The following is a 15716-nucleotide window of genomic DNA, read 5'->3' as shown; positions in this document are numbered from 1 at the left end:
TCAATCCACGGTGATGCCGTGGGTCACCGTGGCCCACATGGCGCGCTCCTGGGCGCCGCGCTCGGCCAGCTTCTGCGGCGCGCCGGTCCACTCGTCGTAGCCCAGTTCCTTGTAGCGCTTCTTCAGCTCGGGCTGCTGCAACGCTGCATTGACGGCCTTGTTGAGCTTGGCCACCAGCTCGGGCGACATGCCCTTGGGACCATAGACGCCGTACCAACCACCCACGTCGAAGCCCTTGAGGCCGTCGATGCCCGACTCGGCGAACGTGGGCACGTCCGGCAGCGAGGCATTGCGCTGCGGCGAGGTGACGGCAACGGCGCGCACCTTGCCGCTGTGGATGTAGGCGCTGGCGGTGCTGATGATGTCCAGCATCATGTTGAGCTGGCCGCCGATCACGTCCGTCATCGCCGGGGCGTTGCCCTTGTAGGGGATGTGGTTCATCTCGATGCCGCTGCGCTTGGCGAACAGCAGCGCGCCCAGATGGTTGGATCCGCCCACACCGGCCGAGCCGTAGGCCAGCTTGCCCGGATTGGACTTGGCGGTGGCCACCAACTCGCGCACGCTCTTGTAGGGCTCGTTGTTGTTCACCACCAGCACGTTGTAGTAGCTCAGGATGGGCGCCACAGGCGTCAGGTCCTTGGCCGGGTCGAACGGCATCTTGGTCATCACATTGGGGCTGATGGTGATGGTGGGGCTGGCGGCAAACCACAGCGTCATGCCATCGGGCTTGGAGCGCACGACCTCGCTGCCGGCAATGGTGGCGTTGGCGCCGGTCTTGTTTTCCACCATGACCGGCATGCCCAGTTCCTTGGACAGCGCCGGTGCGAACAGGCGCGCCCCCTGGTCCACGGGGCCGCCCGCGGCATAGCCCACGATGAGGCGCACGGGCTGGCCGTCCTGCGCGGCGGCAGGCAGAGCGAAGGCGAAAGGCGCCAGGGCCAGGGCGGCCGTGGCTAGACGACGGGAAGCGGGCATGGTGTGTCTCCTGATGTTGTAGGTAACGCGGGCACCGCTGGGGCGGAGGGCCAGCGCGTTGGCAGCAATGGTGCGGCCCGGTGCGCACGCTGGGAATCTGCTTTTGCCAAAGCCGGGGTTCAGGTGTCCTTAGGGCCAGGCCAACAACGCGCACGCTGGCGCGGGCCTTGCACCGCAGCCGTGCAAGGCGCCAGGCCACGCAGTCACACGCGGCGGTCTGCGGCGGCGCAGATCCGCCGCTCAGTGGAAGGGCCGCGCGTCAGACGCGCTCGAACACTGCGGCGATGCCCTGGCCGCCGCCGATGCACATGGTCTCCAGGCCGTAGCGGCCCTTGCGGCGCTGCAGCTCGTGCAGCAGCGTGGCCAGGATGCGCACGCCCGTGGCGCCGATGGGGTGGCCCAGCGAGATGCCCGAGCCGTTGACGTTGAGCTTGTGCGCGATGGCATCCTGGTCCTGCCATTCCCAGCCCTTGAGCACGGCCAGCACCTGGCAGGCGAAGGCCTCATTGAGCTCCACCAGATCCATGTCGTCGATGCGCAGGTTCAGCCGCGCGAGCAGCTTCTTCACGGCCGGCACCGGGCCGATGCCCATGTGCGAGGGCTCGCAGCCCGCGGCGGCCCAGCCCACCAGCGTGGCCATGGGCGTGAGGCCCAGCTCGGCCAGCTTGTCCTCGGCCACGATCAGGCAGGCGGCCGAGGCATCGTTTTGCTGGCTGGCATTGCCGGCGGTCACGGTGCCGTTCGGCATCAGCACGCGCAGCTTGGCCAGGCTCTCGGGCGTGACGTCGGCGCGAAAGCCCTCATCGCGGGCAAACGTGACCGGCTCGCCCTTGCGCTGCGGCACCTGCACGGGAACGATTTCGTCGGCAAAGCGGCCCGCCTCCCAGGCGGCCGCCGCGCGCTGGTGGCTGCGCAGCGCGAAGGCGTCGGCCTCCTCGCGCGTGATGCCATAGTCGCGCGCCAGGTTCTCCGCCGTCTCGATCATTCCGCTGATCTTGCCGAAGCGCTCCACCGGCTGCGAGCGCTCGCGCCCGCGGTCCAGGCGGTCGTAGAAGCGCACGTTGCCCGAGCGCGCGCCCCAGCGCATGTCGGTGCTGTAGTACTCGATGTTGCTCATGCTCTCCACGCCGCCGGCGATCACCACGTCGGCGGCGCCGCTCTGCACCATCATCGACGCGGTGACGATGGCCTGCAGGCCGCCGCCGCAGCGCCGGTCCAACTGCATGCCGGGCACCGACACCGGCAGGCCCGCCTGCAGCGCGGCCCAGCGGCCCACGCAGGGCACCTCGCTGTTGGCGTACGACTGGGCCATCACCACGTCGTCGATGCGTGCGGGGTCGATGCCGCTTCTCTCGACCACGGCGCGCACCGTGGTGGCGGCCAGCTCCTCGACGGGCACGGGCCGCAGGCTGCCGCCAAAGGTGCCAACGGGGGTGCGGACGGGGGTGACGATGGCGGCTCTGCGCATGGTGTTGCTCCTTGAAATATGAATGAAAATGGCCGCTAGCGCTTATCTGACATGCGCTAATAGCTATCAAATTTGAAATACCGCGCCACAGCGGCGCAGCGTGTCGTGGGCCTGGCGCTCCAGGTCGGCGCGGTGTTCGGGGGCGGCAATGTCGATCAGCCGGCGCACGCGGCGCGACAGCGTCTGGCCGCGCAGGTCGGCCACGCCATGCTCGGTGACGATCAGACCCGCGTCGCTACGCGGCGTGCTCACCGGGCCCGAGAGCTGCGCCACGATGCGCGTCTTGCCCTTGGCGGTGGCGGGCAGCGCCACGATGGGCAGGCCGCCTTTGCTGCGGGCCGCGCCGCGCAGGAAGTCCACCGCGCCGCCCACGGCGCCCACGTAGCAGCCGGCAGCCACCTCGGCGTTGATCTGGCCGGTGAGGTCCACCTCGATGGCCGCGTTGATGGCGGTGAGCTTGTGGCTGGTGGCCAGCACCTCGGGGTCGTGCGTGTAGTCGGTGCCGCGCAGCACGATCTGTGGGTTGCGGTGCGCCCAGCGGCGCAGCTTCTCGCCACCCATGAGGATGCCGCCAATGCCCACGCCGGTGTCCAGACTCTTCCTGGCGTTGGTGAGCACGCCGGCTTCGGCCAGAGCGGCAATGCCGTCGCCCACCGCGCCGCTGTGCAGGCCCAGGTCGCGGTGGCCGTGCAGCGCGGCCAGCACGGCCTCGGGCAGGTTGCCGATGCCCAGCTGCAGCGTGGCGCCGTCTTCCACCCACCCCGCCACATGGCGCGCAATGGCCTGCTCCACCGGGCCGGGCGCGCTGCGGCTCTGATCCAGCGGCGGGTGCTCGGCGTCGATGAGCAGCGCGAAGTCGCTGGCCTGCAGGTGCAGCCCGCCGTGCGTCCAGGGCACGTCGGGGTGCACCTCGGCGATCACCACGCGCGCGCGCTCGATCGCGGCGGGCAGGTACTCCTGCACCAGCCCCAGGCTGTAGCGGCCCTGCGTATCGGGCGGCGACACCTGCAGCAGCACCACGTCGGCCGGCAGCACCCCCGCGCGGATCAGGCCCGGCAGATGGGAATAGTGGCTGGGCAGGATGTCCAGCACGCCGGCCTGGGCCAGGGCGCGATGCGGCCCGCCCGCGGCATAGCCGAAGAAATCGATGGCGTCGGCCTGCCCGGGCTGCAGCGTGTCCGACGCGCCGATGCCCACGAACACGCGCAGCCGCCCGCCCTGCGCCAGCGCGTGGCGATGCTGCACCACGGCGCGTGTGAGCGTCAGCGGCTCGGCCGTGGCCTGGCCCCACCACAGCGTGTCGCCGGGGCGGATCAGTGCCTGCAAGCGTTCGGCCAATGCGCTCATATCAGTCATCCATGGCGCAGCGCGCCACCCGCAACCCATGAAACTGGCGCGACGGCACCGGTCCGATGGCCGCGGAGCAGGCCATGCCAGCGGACGCCGTGGAGCGGGCTTTGCCCGGCCACTGGCGTCGTCCCCCTGGGGGGATGGCGCCGCAGGCGACACAAGGGGGAGTCATTTCCTGTCCCAGTCGAAGCGCAGCGGCTGCTTGTCCTTGAAGCGTCGCACCGCGTCCTGGTGGTAGTCGGAGCCACGGCACACAGATTGCGCATAGGACTCCAGCTCGGCGATGGTGCGCGCGTCGCTCTCGAAGGACTGGTTCATGATGGTCTTGGCCATGCCGATGGCAGCCGTGGAGGCCTCGCCAAAACGCCGCGCCAGCGCCCGCGCGGCCTCGGTCAGCGCCGCGGCGTCGTCCACGATGTCGAACACCATGCCCAGTTGCTTGGCTTCTTCGGCATCGACGGTGCGCGCGGTGAAGACCAGCTCCTTGGCTTTTTGCTGGCCCACGATGCGCGGCAGCAGGTGCATCGCGCCCAGGTCGGGGATCAGGCCGATGCGGCCGAACACCGCGCAGAACTTGGCGCGGCGCGTGGCCAGCACGAAGTCGGCCGCCAGCGCCAGGCTCAGGCCCGCGCCGAAGGCCGGGCCGTCCACCGCGGCGATCACGGGCTTCTCCAGGTTCACGAGTTCGGGGAACCACTGGTGCAGCTCGCGCATGCCCTTGCGAAAGGCCAGGCCGGTGCGGCTGGTGTCCAGCATGGCCGAGATGTCGCCACCCGAGCAGAACGCGCCGCCCGCGCCGGTGAGGATGACCGCGTGCACCTGCGCGTCGTCGCGCATCTGCGCGATGGCGGCGGCCAGGGCCGGGCGCATGGCCTGGTTGAGCGCGTTGCGTGCCTCGGGGCGGTTCAGGGTGATGGTGCCGATGCCGTCCTGCACGGCGGTCAACACGGGGGATGCGCTCATGGCGTGCTCCAGGGTTTTTGATTCAGAACGAGCTACAGCGCTTACCTATGAAGCGCCGGCAGCTCACTTTTTGATAGCTCACGCCAGTTCGGCGAAGCCGTGGCTCAGCACAACCTTGTCGCGTTCGAGCACACGGGCGCGCAGTTGCACCTGCGTCGGTTGGCCGGGCACGCGCCAGATCTCGGTCACCAACGTCTCGCCCGGGTACACCGGGGCGGCAAAGCGGATGTCCAGCGCCTTGAGGCGCGCGGGATCGCCGCCGCAGCACTGGCGCAGCACCGCGTGCGCCACCAGGCCATAGCTGGCCAGGCCGTGGAGGATGGGGCGCTCGAAGCCCGCCTTGGCGGCCACGGCCGGGTCGGCGTGCAGCGGGTTGTAGTCGCCCATCAGGCGGTAGAGCAGCGCCGCCTCGGGGCGGGTGGGCTGGGTGTCGGTGAAGTCGGGCGCGCGGTCCTGCGGCGTGGGCTGCAGCGCGGGCAGCGGTGCGTCGCTGGGCTGGCCGCCGCCCTGCTGGCTGTAGCCGCCATCCCCGCGCAGAAAGGTCACCTGCTGCACGGTGGCCAGCAGCTCGCCGGCGGCGGTTTCCAGGCGCCGCTCGGTCACCATGATGGCGCCCTTGCCCTCGCCCTTGTCGGTCAGGTGCGTGATGCGGTTGTGGCCCACGACCTCGCAGCTCGCGGGCAGCGGGCGGTGCAGGCGCATGCGCTGCTCGCCGTGCAGAAGCTTGACCCAGTCGATGCCCGTGTCCGGCTCGCGCGCCCAGAAGCCCGGGTAGCCCAGCACCACGGCCTGCGACGGCAGGGCGCGCAGGCCGCCTTCCAGCCCCTCGTAGACGAAGGGCAGCGCGCCGGCGTTCAGCGGATCGTTGCCCAGCCCGAGGCTGAGCGCATAGAGCATGGTGTCGCGCTCGGTGTAGTGCTGGTGCACCGGCGGGAAAACCCGGCTTTTCAGGTGTTGGTAGTCAATAGCCATTTCGTTCCTCCATGACGCCGCGCGTCACCTGCATCGCTTGAAACTGGCGCGCCCCACACCAGGGCAGCCGAGCAAGGGCCTGGGCCGGCGCGCCGCCCCGCAGCGAGGGTTGCGTCCCCCTTCCCGGAGCGCGCAGCGCTGCGAGAGAAGGGGGAAGGCGCGCAGCGCCTCAGGGGGTTGTCTCTGTCACACAGGATCCCAGGAGAACACGTCGCCCGAGCGCTCCATGGGCACGAACGAGGCCTTGAGCGCGGGCATGCCGTGCTCGGCGATGAACTCGGGCGTCCAGCCTTCGCTGCGGTGCACCGAGCGCAGGGGGCGCGGCTGGCTCATCAGGAAGATTTCATTGTTGCGCACGGCGAAGACCTGGGCGTTCACGTCCTGGGCCTGGTCCGACAGCAGGTACACAGCCAGCGGGGCGATCTTGTTGGGCGTCATCTGCTGGATCTTGGCCACGCGCGCCTGCTGCTCGGGCGTGTCGGTGGGGATCGAGCCGATCATGCGGCTCCACGCAAAGGGCGCGATGCAGTTGGAGCGCACGTGGAACTTCTGCATGTCCAGCGCGATCGACTTGGACAGCGCCACCAGCCCCAGTTTGGCCGCGCTGTAGTTGGCTTGGCCGAAGTTGCCGATCAGGCCCGAGGTGGAGGTCATGTGCACGAAGGCGCCGCTCTCCTGCTCCTTGAAATGGCTGGCGGCCGCGCGGCTCATGTAGTAACTGCCGTACAGGTGCACCTTGAGCACGGCGTCCCACTCGTCCAGGCTCATCTTGTGGAAGAACCGGTCACGCAGGATGCCCGCGTTGTTGACCACGCCGTCGATGCGGCCGAAGTGGTCGAGCGCGCACTGGATGATGCGGCCCGCCGCGGCGGCCTCGGCCACGCTGTCCATGTTGGCCACGGCCTGGCCGCCGGCGGCCTTGATCTCCTCGACCACCTTCTGCGCGGGGCCGGCGTCGGTGCCTTCGCCCGTGGTGGAGGTGCCGATGTCGTTCACCACCACCTTGGCCCCGGCGGCGGCCAGCGCCAGCGCCATGTCGCGCCCGATGCCGCCGCCAGCCCCCGTCACCACCACCACCTTGTCCTGCACCATCTTCTGCGCCATGTCTGTCGTCCTTTGTTTGCGATAGGAAATCAATGGCTGCGAGCATGACGGCAAAGGGCCGCCCGCGCTATTCGGCAATCGCAAGGGCGGGCTTCGGCCCCATGAAAGCGGCGCGAAGACCCCGGGGGCTTCATGGGCGACGAAGAGGCGCTTTCACAAACGCGGATTGCGCGGGTGTCGGCCAGACCGCACGATGGCGACCATGACCGAACCCACCATCGACACCGCCCAGCTCGCGCACCTGCAGACCTGGCAGGGCCAAAGCGAAACCCTGAGCGACACCCTCACGGCCACGCCCATCGCGGCGCTGTCGGCCACGCTGGACCGCGACGACCCCGCGCCGGCTCCCGGCACCACCGTGCCGCCGCTGTGGCACTGGCTGTACTTCCTGCCGCATGCGCGCCAGAGCGAGATCGGCCCGGACGGGCACCCCAAGCGCGGGGGGTTTCTGCCGCCCGTGCCGCTGCCGCGCCGCATGTGGGCGGGCGGGCGTCTGCGCTGGGAAATGCAGGGAGATGGTGCCAACCCGCTGCAGGTGGGCCAACAGGTGCAGCGCACCTCCACCATCCAGTCCGTCAAGCACAAGGCCGGGCGCTCGGGTGAGTTGCTCTTCGTGCTGGTGGAGCACCAGTACCGCAACGCGCAGGGCCTGGCGCTCACCGAGGAGCACGACATCGTCTACCGCAGCGCCGCCCAGCCCGGCGACCCGGCGCCCACGCCGCAAAAGCCGCCGCTGGAGGGCCAGGCCGCCTGGTCGCGCACCATCGTGCCCGACGACGTGCTGCTGTTTCGCTACTCCGCGCTCACCTTCAACGGCCACCGCATCCATTACGACCGCAAGTACGTGACCGAGGTCGAGGGCTACCCCGGCCTGATCGTGCACGGCCCGCTGATCGCCACGCTGCTGCTGGACCTGCTGCGCCGCAGCCTGCCCGGTGCGCAGGTGCTCACGTTCGACTTCCGCGCCGTGCGACCGACGTTCGACCTGCACCCGTTCAGCGTGCACGGCAGGCCCTCCAGCGACGGCAAGACCGTGGAGCTGTGGGCCCAGGACCACGAGGGCTGGCTGACCATGCAGGGCACGGCCACGCTGGTCTGAACACTACTAAATCCATAGCCGCTGGCGCTTGCTGCATCCGCGCCAGAGTCTAAAAACACTTGAAATCCACCATGATCCACCAGCCCGACCAGTACCAGGAAATCCGCGACGCCGTGCGCGCTCTGTGTGCCCAGTACCCTGACGAATACTTCCGCAAGGTCGATGAGGCCCGCGCCTACCCCGAGGCCTTTGTCGACGCCCTGACCCAGGCCGGCTGGATGGCCGCACTGATCCCGCAGGAGTACGGCGGCTCGGGCCTGACCATGGCCGAGGCCTCGGTCATCATGGAAGAGATCAACCGCAGCGGCGGCAACTCCGGCGCCTGCCACGGCCAGATGTACGTGATGAACGCCATCGTGCGCAGCGGCAGCGAAGCGCAAAAGCAGAAATACCTGCCCAAGATTGCCTCGGGCGAGCTGCGCATCCAGTCCATGGGCGTGACCGAGCCCACCACGGGCAGCGACACCACCAAGCTCAAGACCAGCGCCGTCAAGAAAGACGGCCGCTGGGTCATCAACGGCCAGAAGGTCTGGATCTCGCGCATCCAGCACAGCGATCTGATGATTTTGCTGGCCCGCACCACGCCCGCCGATCAGGTGAAAAAGCGCTCCGACGGCCTGTCGTGCTTCTTGATCGACCTGCACCAGGCGATTGGCAACGGCCTCACCGTGCGCCCCATCCTGAACATGGTCAACCACGAGACCAACGAACTGTTCTTCGACAACCTCGAGATCCCCGAGGACGCGCTGCTGGGCGAAGAAGGCAAGGGCTTCAAGACCCTGCTGGACGGCCTGAACGCCGAGCGCACGCTGATCGCCGCCGAGTGTATTGGCGATGGTTACTGGTTCATCGACCGGGCCAGCAAATACGCCAAGGAGCGCGTGGTGTTCAACCGCCCCATCGGCCAGAACCAGGGCGTGCAGTTCCCGATTGCTGACGCTTTCATCGAGCTGGAAGCCGCCAACCTGATGCGCTGGAAGGCCTGCGAGAAGATTGACGCCCACCAGAACGCGGGCGCCGAGGCCAACATGGCCAAGTACCTGGCGGCCAAGGCCAGCTGGGAAGCGGCCAACGTCTGCCTGCAGACCCACGGCGGCTTTGGCTTCGCGTGCGAATACGACATCGAGCGCAAATTCCGCGAAACCCGCCTGTACCAGGTGGCGCCGATTTCGACCAACATGATCTACAGCTACGTGGCCGAGCACATCCTGGGCTTGCCCCGTTCGTTCTGACGTGCGACACCCCCCTGTGGCGCTTCGCGCCTTCCCCCCGCTCTCGCAGCGCTACGCGCTGCGGGCAGGGGGACGACGCCCTCGCTGCGGGGCGGCCCTTGCTCGGCGTCCGCTGGTGTGGGTCGCGCCAGTTTCGAACGTCGCGGGCAGCGCCACCGCTCGATAGAAGTCCTGAGATATGAATCCAAACATCCGCCCCCTTGACGGCATCACCGTCGTCTCGCTGGAACACGCGGTGGCCGCGCCGTTCTGCACGCGCCAGCTGGCCGACCTGGGCGCGCGCGTCATCAAGGTGGAGCGCCCCGGCAGCGGCGACTTCGCGCGCGGCTACGACCAGCGCGTGAAGGGCCAGTCGTCGCACTTCACCTGGATCAACCGCAGCAAGGAGAGCCTGGCGCTCGATGTGAAACAGCCGCAGGCCAAGGCCGCGCTGCTGCAACTGCTCCAGACCGCTGACGTGTTGGTGCAGAACCTCGCGCCCGGCGCGGCCGCGCGCATGGGCCTGTCGTATGAAGCGCTCAAGGCGCACAACCCCAAGCTCATCGTGTGCGACATCAGCGGCTACGGCGCCGACGGGCCGTACCGCGACAAGAAGGCCTATGACCTGCTGATCCAGAGCGAGGCGGGGTTCCTCTCCGTCACGGGCACGCCCGAGACGCCATCCAAGTCCGGCATCTCGGTGGCCGACATTGCCGCGGGCATGTATGCCTACACCAACATCCTGTCGGCCCTGCTGCTGCGCGGCAAGACGGGCGAGGGCAGCCACATCGACGTGTCCATGCTCGAAGCCATGGGCGAGTGGATGGGCTATCCGATGTACTACGCCTTCGACGGCGCGCCACCGCCGCCGCGCACCGGCGCATCGCACGCCAGCATCTACCCCTATGGCCCGTTCGTGGCGGGCGATGGCAAGACGGTGATGCTGGGCCTGCAGAACGAGCGCGAATGGAAGGCCTTTTGCGACACCGTGCTGCAGCGCCCCGAGGTGGCCACAGACGCGCGCTTCTGTTCCAACGCCCAGCGCAACGCCCACCGCGACGCGCTGCAGGCGCTGATCCTGCAAGAGTTCTCCACGCTCAGCGCCGCCCAGGTCGTCGAGCGGCTGGACCAGGCGGGCATCGCCAACGCCCGCGTGAACGACATGGCCGACCTGTGGGCGCACCCGCAGCTGGCCGCACGCCAGCGCTGGAGCGACGTGGATTCCCCCGTGGGCCGCATCCCGGCGCTGCTGCCGCCCGGCGTGAACAGCGCGTTCGATTACCGCATGGATGCCGTGCCCGCCGTGGGCCAGCACAACGCCGCCATCCTGGCCGAGCTGGGCTGGAGCGCCGAGCAGATCGACGCCCTGCAGGCCCCGCAACCTCTTTGACGCAAAAACCATAGCTGCTAGCGCTTGATACGCCTGCCCGGGAGCCCGAAATGAAGCAAGAAACCCAAGTCACCATCCATCCCCTGGCCCAGTTTGCCGCCACGCTGCAGTGGAGCGACGTGCCCGCACCCGTGCAGCGCCGCACCGAAGACCTGTGGGTGGACTGGTTCGGCTCCGTGCTCGCCGGCTGCCGCGCGCGGCCCGTGGCCAGCATCACGCGCTTTGCCCTGTCGCAAGGCCCTGCCAGCGGCCCGGCCGAGGTGATCGGCCACGGCGCCACCAGCAGCCCCATGATGGCCGCGCTGGCCAACGCCGCGGCCAGCCATGTGGCCGAGCAGGACGATGTGCACAACGGCTCGGTGTTCCACCCGGCGGCCGTGGTCTTTCCGCCCGCGCTGGCCGTGGCGCAAAGCATCGGCGCCAGCGGCGCGCAGCTCATGGCGGCCTGCGTGGCGGGCTATGAGGTCGGCATCCGCGTGGGCGAATTCTTGGGCCGCAGCCACTACAAGGTGTTCCACACCACGGCCACGGCCGGCACGCTGGCGGCAGCCGCTGCCGTGGGGCGCCTGCTGGATCTCACGCCCGCGCAGATGCAGCACGCCTTTGGCTCGGCCGGCACGCAGTCGGCGGGGCTGTGGGAATTTTTGCGCACCGCGGCCGACAGCAAGCAGCTGCACACGGCCCACGCCGCCGCGGCCGGCCTGATGTCCGCCTACCTGGCCCAGGACGGTTTCACCGGCGCGCAGGACATTTTTACCGGCCCGCAGGGCCTGGCCGCGGGCATGTCCAGCGATGCCAACCCGGCCAAGCTCACCGAGGGCCTGGGCACCCGCTGGGCCACGGCCGAGACATCGTTCAAGTGGCATGCCTCGTGCCGCCACACGCACCCCGCGGCCGACGCGCTGCAGCAGGTGATGCGCGAGCACGGCCTGGCGCCCGCCGACATCGCACAGGTGACCTGCCATGTGCACCAGGGTGCCATCGACGTGCTGGGGCCGGTGGTCTCGCCCACCACGGTGCACCAGTCCAAGTTCTCCATGGGCACGGTGCTGGCATTGGCCGCACGCTTTGGCCATGCGGGTTTGACCGAATTCGACGAGCAGTTCCTGGCCCCGGACACTGTGACCTTGCGCGAGAAGGTGCGCATGGTGCTGGACCCCGAGGTGGACGCCGCTTACCCGCAGCGCTGGATCGGCAAGGTCACCGTGCAGACGACCGACGGCCGCACGCTGGCCGGGCGCGTGGAAGAGCCCAAGGGGGACCCCGGCAACACCCTCTCGCGCGAGGAACTCACGGCCAAGGCCCTGCGCCTGGCCGCCTACGGCGGCGCGGTGTCCGACGCGCAGGCCCGGGCGGCCGTGCAGCACCTGTGGCAAGTACAGGAGTGGCCGCGCACGCAGCATCTGCTGGGCTGACCAGTGGTCCCGCCTGCGCCGCGGCCCATGATCCCCCCAGGGGCGCAGAAGACGCCCCCTTCACCACCACCGACAAGGAGACACACGCATGACCGCACGCTTCATCCCGATTTCCCGACGCACCACCTTCGGCGCCATCGCCGCAGCCTGCGCGGCGCTGGCCTTGGGCGGCCCTGCCGCCGCCAACACCTGGCCTGAAAAGAACGTCACCCTGGTCGTGCCCTACAGCGCCGGCGGCCCCACCGACGTGGTGGCGCGCCTGCTGGCCGTGCCCATGGGCCAGTCGCTGGGCCAGACGGTGGTGGTGGAGAACACCGTGGGCGCGGGCGGCACGCTGGCGCCCGCGCGCATCGTGCGCTCCAAGCCCGACGGATACACCATCCTGATCCATCACATGGGCATGGCCACGGCCCCGGCGCTGTACAAGAAGCTGCCCTATGACCCGCTCAAGGACTTCGAGTACATCGGGCAGGTGCTGGATGTGCCCATGACGCTGCTGTCGCGCAAGGACTTCCCTGCCAACACCTTCCCCGAGCTGCTGGACTACGTGAAGAAGAACCAGGACAAGGTATCGCTGGCCAACGCAGGCGTGGGTGCCGTGTCGCAGCTGTGCGGCATGCTGTTCATGCACCAGGTGGGCGTGAAGCTGACCACCGTGCCCTACAAGGGCGCCGGCCCGGCCATGAACGACCTGATGGGCGGCCAGGTGGACCTGCTGTGCGACCAGACCACGCAGACCGCACCCGTGATCCAGGACGGCAAGCGCGCCAAGGTGTTCGGCGTGACCACGCCGCAGCGCCTGGCATCCATGCCCAACATTCCCACGCTGGACGAGCAGGGGCTCAAGGGCTTCGACGTGAAGGTGTGGCACGGCATGTACGCCCCCAAGGGCACGCCCAAGGACGTGATCGAGAAGCTCAACAAGGCATTGAACGTGGCGATCAAGGACGAGAACGTGAAAAAGCGCATCGCCGAGCTGAGCTCCGACCTGGTCTCACCCGAGAAGGCCACGCCCGAAGGCCTGCGCAAGCACCTGGAAGCCGAGGTGGCGCGCTGGGACAAGGTCATCAAGGCCGCCGGCGTGAGCGCGGAGTAATCTCGCCCGTTTTGCCCCGGCTGGCACGCTGCCGGCCGGGGCGCTTGCACCACAAGGCACCCCATGATCGACCGGCTGGACCACCTCGTGCTCACCACCGCCCATGAGGCGCAGTGCGTGCACTTCTACTGCACCGTGCTGGGCATGGCGCTGCAGACCTTTGGCGAAGGCCGCAAGGCCTTTGTGTTCAACGGGCAGAAGATCAACCTGCACATCCAAGGCCGCGAGTTCGAGCCCAAGGCCCTGCACCCCCTGCCGGGCGCGCTGGACTTGTGCTTCATTGCGTCCATCCCGCTGGCGCAGGTGCAGCAGCGCCTGGCCGAGCACGGCATTGCCATCGAATGCGGCCCGGTGCCGCGCACCGGCGCGCGCGGCCCCATCCTCTCGGTCTACGTGCGTGACCCGGACCACAACCTGATCGAAATCTCGGAATACGCCTGACCCGCGCTGTTCCCGCCTCCCTGCTTCCCTGCTTCCCATGACCGACTCCGTGCGCCACGCCTGCTCCTTCCTCTTCGTTCCCGCCACCCAGCCTGAGCGGCTGCCCAAGGCCCTGGCCAGCGGCGCCGACCTGGTGATTGCCGACTGGGAGGACGCCGTGGCCCCCGCCGACAAAGAACGCGCCCGCACCGCCCTGGCCGACGCGCTGGCCGCCCTGCCGGCCCCGCAGCGCGCACGGCTGCTGGTGCGCATCAACAGCGAGGCAACCCCCTGGTTTGCGGCCGATCTGCAGGCGTTGGCACAACTCACCGCCCAGGGCTTGGCCGGCGCCGTGGTGCCCAAGGCCGAGCGCGCGCAGACCCTGCAGGCCGTGGCCCGGGCCGCCGGGCCGCAGGCTGCGCTGGTGCCGCTGGTGGAAAGCGTGGCGGGCCTGGCGGCCGCCGACGCGCTGGCTGCCGCGCCCCAGGTAGCGCGACTGGCCTTCGGGCATCTCGACTTCCAGGTGGACGCAGGCATGGCCTGCGCCGAAGACGAACAGGAGTTGCTGCCCGTGCGCATGGCCCTGGTGCTGGCCTCGCGCCGCGCGGGGCTGGCCGCGCCCATCGACGGCGTGACGGTGGACACGCGCAACCCCGAGCGCATGGGCCGCGATGCCGAGCGCGCACGGCGCATGGGCTTTGGCGGCAAGCTGTGCATCCACCCGGCGCAGGTGCCAGTGCTGCATGCCGCGTTCGACCCCGATGAGGCTGCCGTGGCCTACGCGCAGCGCGTGCGGCAGGCGCTGGAGCAGGCGGGTGGCGGCGTGTGCGTGCTCGACGGCCGCATGGTCGATGCACCGGTCCTGGCGCAGGCCGAGCAGACCTTGCTGCGCCACGCACGGGCGCTGCAGCGCCTGGCGAGGGTCTGAAGGCCCGCTCCGGTTTCGTGCCTGCAGCTCTGCCGCGCGCCGGCACAATCACCGGCGTGCCCCTACCGTCATTCTTCCCTCGATGAGACTCTCCCGTACACAACCGCTGTGGGTCATGCTGCTCACGCTGCTGTCGGGCTTTGCGCTGAGCCAGGCTTACCGCACCACCACCGCCATCGTGGCCCAGGGCCTGCAGGCAGATTTCGGCCTGCAGGCTTCCTCGTTGGGGGCGTTTGCCGGACTGTTTGGTTTGTCGTTCGGCATTGCGCAACTGCTGATGGGCATCGCACTGGACCGCTACGGCCTGCGCCGCACGGTGCTGGTGGCTGCGCCCCTGGGCATCGCTGGTGCGGCCCTGTCTGCGCTGGCGCCCAGCTATGGCTGGCTGATGGTCGGTCAGGTGCTGATCGGGGTGGGCTATTCACCCGCCTTCGTGGCCTGCACGCTGTTCATTGCGCGCTATTTCGCGGCCGACCGGTTTGCCTTTTTCTCGGGCCTGAGCATGGGCCTGGGCGGGCTGGGGTTGCTGTTCACCGGCACACCGCTGGCCTGGGTGGTGCAGCACTGGGGCTGGCGTGCCGGCTTTGGCCTGCTGGCTGGCCTGAGCCTGCTGTCATGGCTGTTGATTTATGCGCTGGTGCATGAACCGGTACGTGCCGATACCGCACACCGTCCAGCCAGCAGCTGGGGGGAGGCACTGACGGGCATGGGACGGCTCTTTACCGTGCCACACACCTGGGGCATCGTGATCCTCGGCATGTCGTGCTATGCGGCCTTTTTGTCGCTGCGCGGCCTGTGGCTGGGGCCTCTGCTGATCGACCGCTACGGTTTTTCGCTGGTGGACAGTGGCAACGTGGCGCTGGTGTTGTCGCTGATTGCGCTGTTCACCCCCGCCGCTTTCGGCCGCATGGACCCGGGCCCCGCCCGGCGCCGCACCTGGGTGGGCCGCGCTTCGCTGTCGATGGCCGGCCTGTTCGCCATCATGGCCTGGGTCAACAACGCCCAGGCCACGGTGGCGCTGATGATCGCGATGGGGCTGCTGTCAGGCTACAGCATCTTGCAATATGCCGACGTGCGCTCGTCCTACCCCAACGAACAGACGGGACGCGCCCTGTCGCTCTACACCATGGCCATGTTTCTGGGGGTGGCGCTGATGCAATCGCTAACCGGCGCCGTGGCCGCCTGGGCCACCAGCGCCGGGCTGGAGCCCTACCGCGCGGTGTTGCTGTGCATCGCCGCCTGGCTGGCGCTGGCGTCGCTGGCCTTCAGGCTGCTGCCAGCGTCCGCGCTGCTCCAGCAACGGTAACCAGGGCCGCGCGGGAGAC

14 protein-coding genes are annotated in these 15716 nt (G+C 69.1%); 8 read left to right on the top strand and 6 right to left on the bottom strand.

Features of this window, described 5'->3' with window-relative positions; translation table 11 throughout:
- The 6 genes from QY917_RS14505 to QY917_RS14480 form a co-directional block, all read right to left on the bottom strand.
- A complete protein-coding gene (locus QY917_RS14505) occupies positions 1-975 on the bottom strand; it encodes a tripartite tricarboxylate transporter substrate binding protein (protein ID WP_123675349.1) in 975 nt (324 codons plus the stop codon).
- A gap of 259 nt (positions 976-1234) precedes the next feature.
- Entirely contained in the window at positions 1235-2443 is a 1209-nt protein-coding gene (locus QY917_RS14500) for an acetyl-CoA C-acetyltransferase (protein WP_103736890.1), read from the bottom strand.
- A 66-nt stretch (positions 2444-2509) separates the two neighbouring features.
- Positions 2510-3799 (bottom strand): acetyl-CoA hydrolase/transferase family protein, encoded by a 1290-nt coding sequence (locus QY917_RS14495; protein WP_123675350.1) that lies wholly within the window; start codon positions 3797-3799, stop codon positions 2510-2512.
- Positions 3800-3961: 162 nt separating this feature from the next.
- Positions 3962-4756 carry an enoyl-CoA hydratase/isomerase family protein gene (locus QY917_RS14490; protein ID WP_123675351.1) on the bottom strand — a complete coding sequence of 265 codons (795 nt, stop codon included), beginning with the start codon at positions 4754-4756 and terminating at the stop codon, positions 3962-3964.
- Between the two features lie 78 nt (positions 4757-4834).
- Positions 4835-5728, bottom strand: a complete 894-nt coding sequence (locus tag QY917_RS14485; protein WP_123675352.1) for a MaoC family dehydratase — start codon at positions 5726-5728, stop codon at positions 4835-4837.
- A 186-nt stretch (positions 5729-5914) separates the two neighbouring features.
- Complete coding sequence (locus tag QY917_RS14480; RefSeq protein ID WP_123675353.1) at positions 5915-6832, bottom strand: SDR family NAD(P)-dependent oxidoreductase; 918 nt, start codon at positions 6830-6832, stop codon at positions 5915-5917.
- Between the two features lie 193 nt (positions 6833-7025).
- On the opposite strand from QY917_RS14480, the gene QY917_RS14475 reads away from it, so the two are divergent.
- The 8 genes from QY917_RS14475 to QY917_RS14440 all read left to right on the top strand — a co-directional run bounded on the left by QY917_RS14475 (position 7026) and on the right by QY917_RS14440 (position 15697).
- Positions 7026-7931: a MaoC family dehydratase N-terminal domain-containing protein gene (locus QY917_RS14475; protein ID WP_123675354.1), complete on the top strand. Its 906-nt coding sequence runs from the start codon at positions 7026-7028 to the stop codon at positions 7929-7931.
- 71 nt (positions 7932-8002) lie between these two features.
- Positions 8003-9163 carry an acyl-CoA dehydrogenase family protein gene (locus QY917_RS14470; RefSeq protein ID WP_011803587.1) on the top strand — a complete coding sequence of 387 codons (1161 nt, stop codon included), beginning with the start codon at positions 8003-8005 and terminating at the stop codon, positions 9161-9163.
- A 178-nt stretch (positions 9164-9341) separates the two neighbouring features.
- On the top strand, positions 9342-10532 hold the full coding sequence (locus QY917_RS14465) for a CaiB/BaiF CoA-transferase family protein (protein WP_123675355.1): 1191 nt from the start codon (positions 9342-9344) through the stop codon (positions 10530-10532).
- 50 nt (positions 10533-10582) lie between these two features.
- The gene (locus QY917_RS14460) at positions 10583-11947 is read left to right on the top strand and encodes an MmgE/PrpD family protein (protein WP_123675356.1); all 1365 of its coding nucleotides are present in this window, start codon (positions 10583-10585) and stop codon (positions 11945-11947) included.
- Positions 11948-12035: 88 nt separating this feature from the next.
- On the top strand, positions 12036-13043 hold the full coding sequence (locus QY917_RS14455) for a tripartite tricarboxylate transporter substrate binding protein BugD (RefSeq protein ID WP_123675357.1): 1008 nt from the start codon (positions 12036-12038) through the stop codon (positions 13041-13043).
- Positions 13044-13106: 63 nt separating this feature from the next.
- On the top strand, positions 13107-13484 hold the full coding sequence (locus QY917_RS14450; protein WP_123675358.1) for a VOC family protein: 378 nt from the start codon (positions 13107-13109) through the stop codon (positions 13482-13484).
- Between the two features lie 37 nt (positions 13485-13521).
- Positions 13522-14391 (top strand): CoA ester lyase, encoded by an 870-nt coding sequence (locus QY917_RS14445; protein WP_123675359.1) that lies wholly within the window; start codon positions 13522-13524, stop codon positions 14389-14391.
- An 82-nt stretch (positions 14392-14473) separates the two neighbouring features.
- The gene (locus tag QY917_RS14440) at positions 14474-15697 is read left to right on the top strand and encodes an MFS transporter (protein ID WP_123675360.1); all 1224 of its coding nucleotides are present in this window, start codon (positions 14474-14476) and stop codon (positions 15695-15697) included.
- The last annotated feature ends 19 nt before the right edge of the window (positions 15698-15716 follow it).

This window comes from Diaphorobacter sp. C33 (genome assembly GCF_030503915.1).
Classification (GTDB): Bacteria; Pseudomonadota; Gammaproteobacteria; order Burkholderiales; family Burkholderiaceae_C; genus Diaphorobacter; species Diaphorobacter nitroreducens.
The sequence above is the reverse complement of the archived record's forward strand: the minus strand, read 5'-3'. Positions and strand labels throughout refer to the sequence as shown.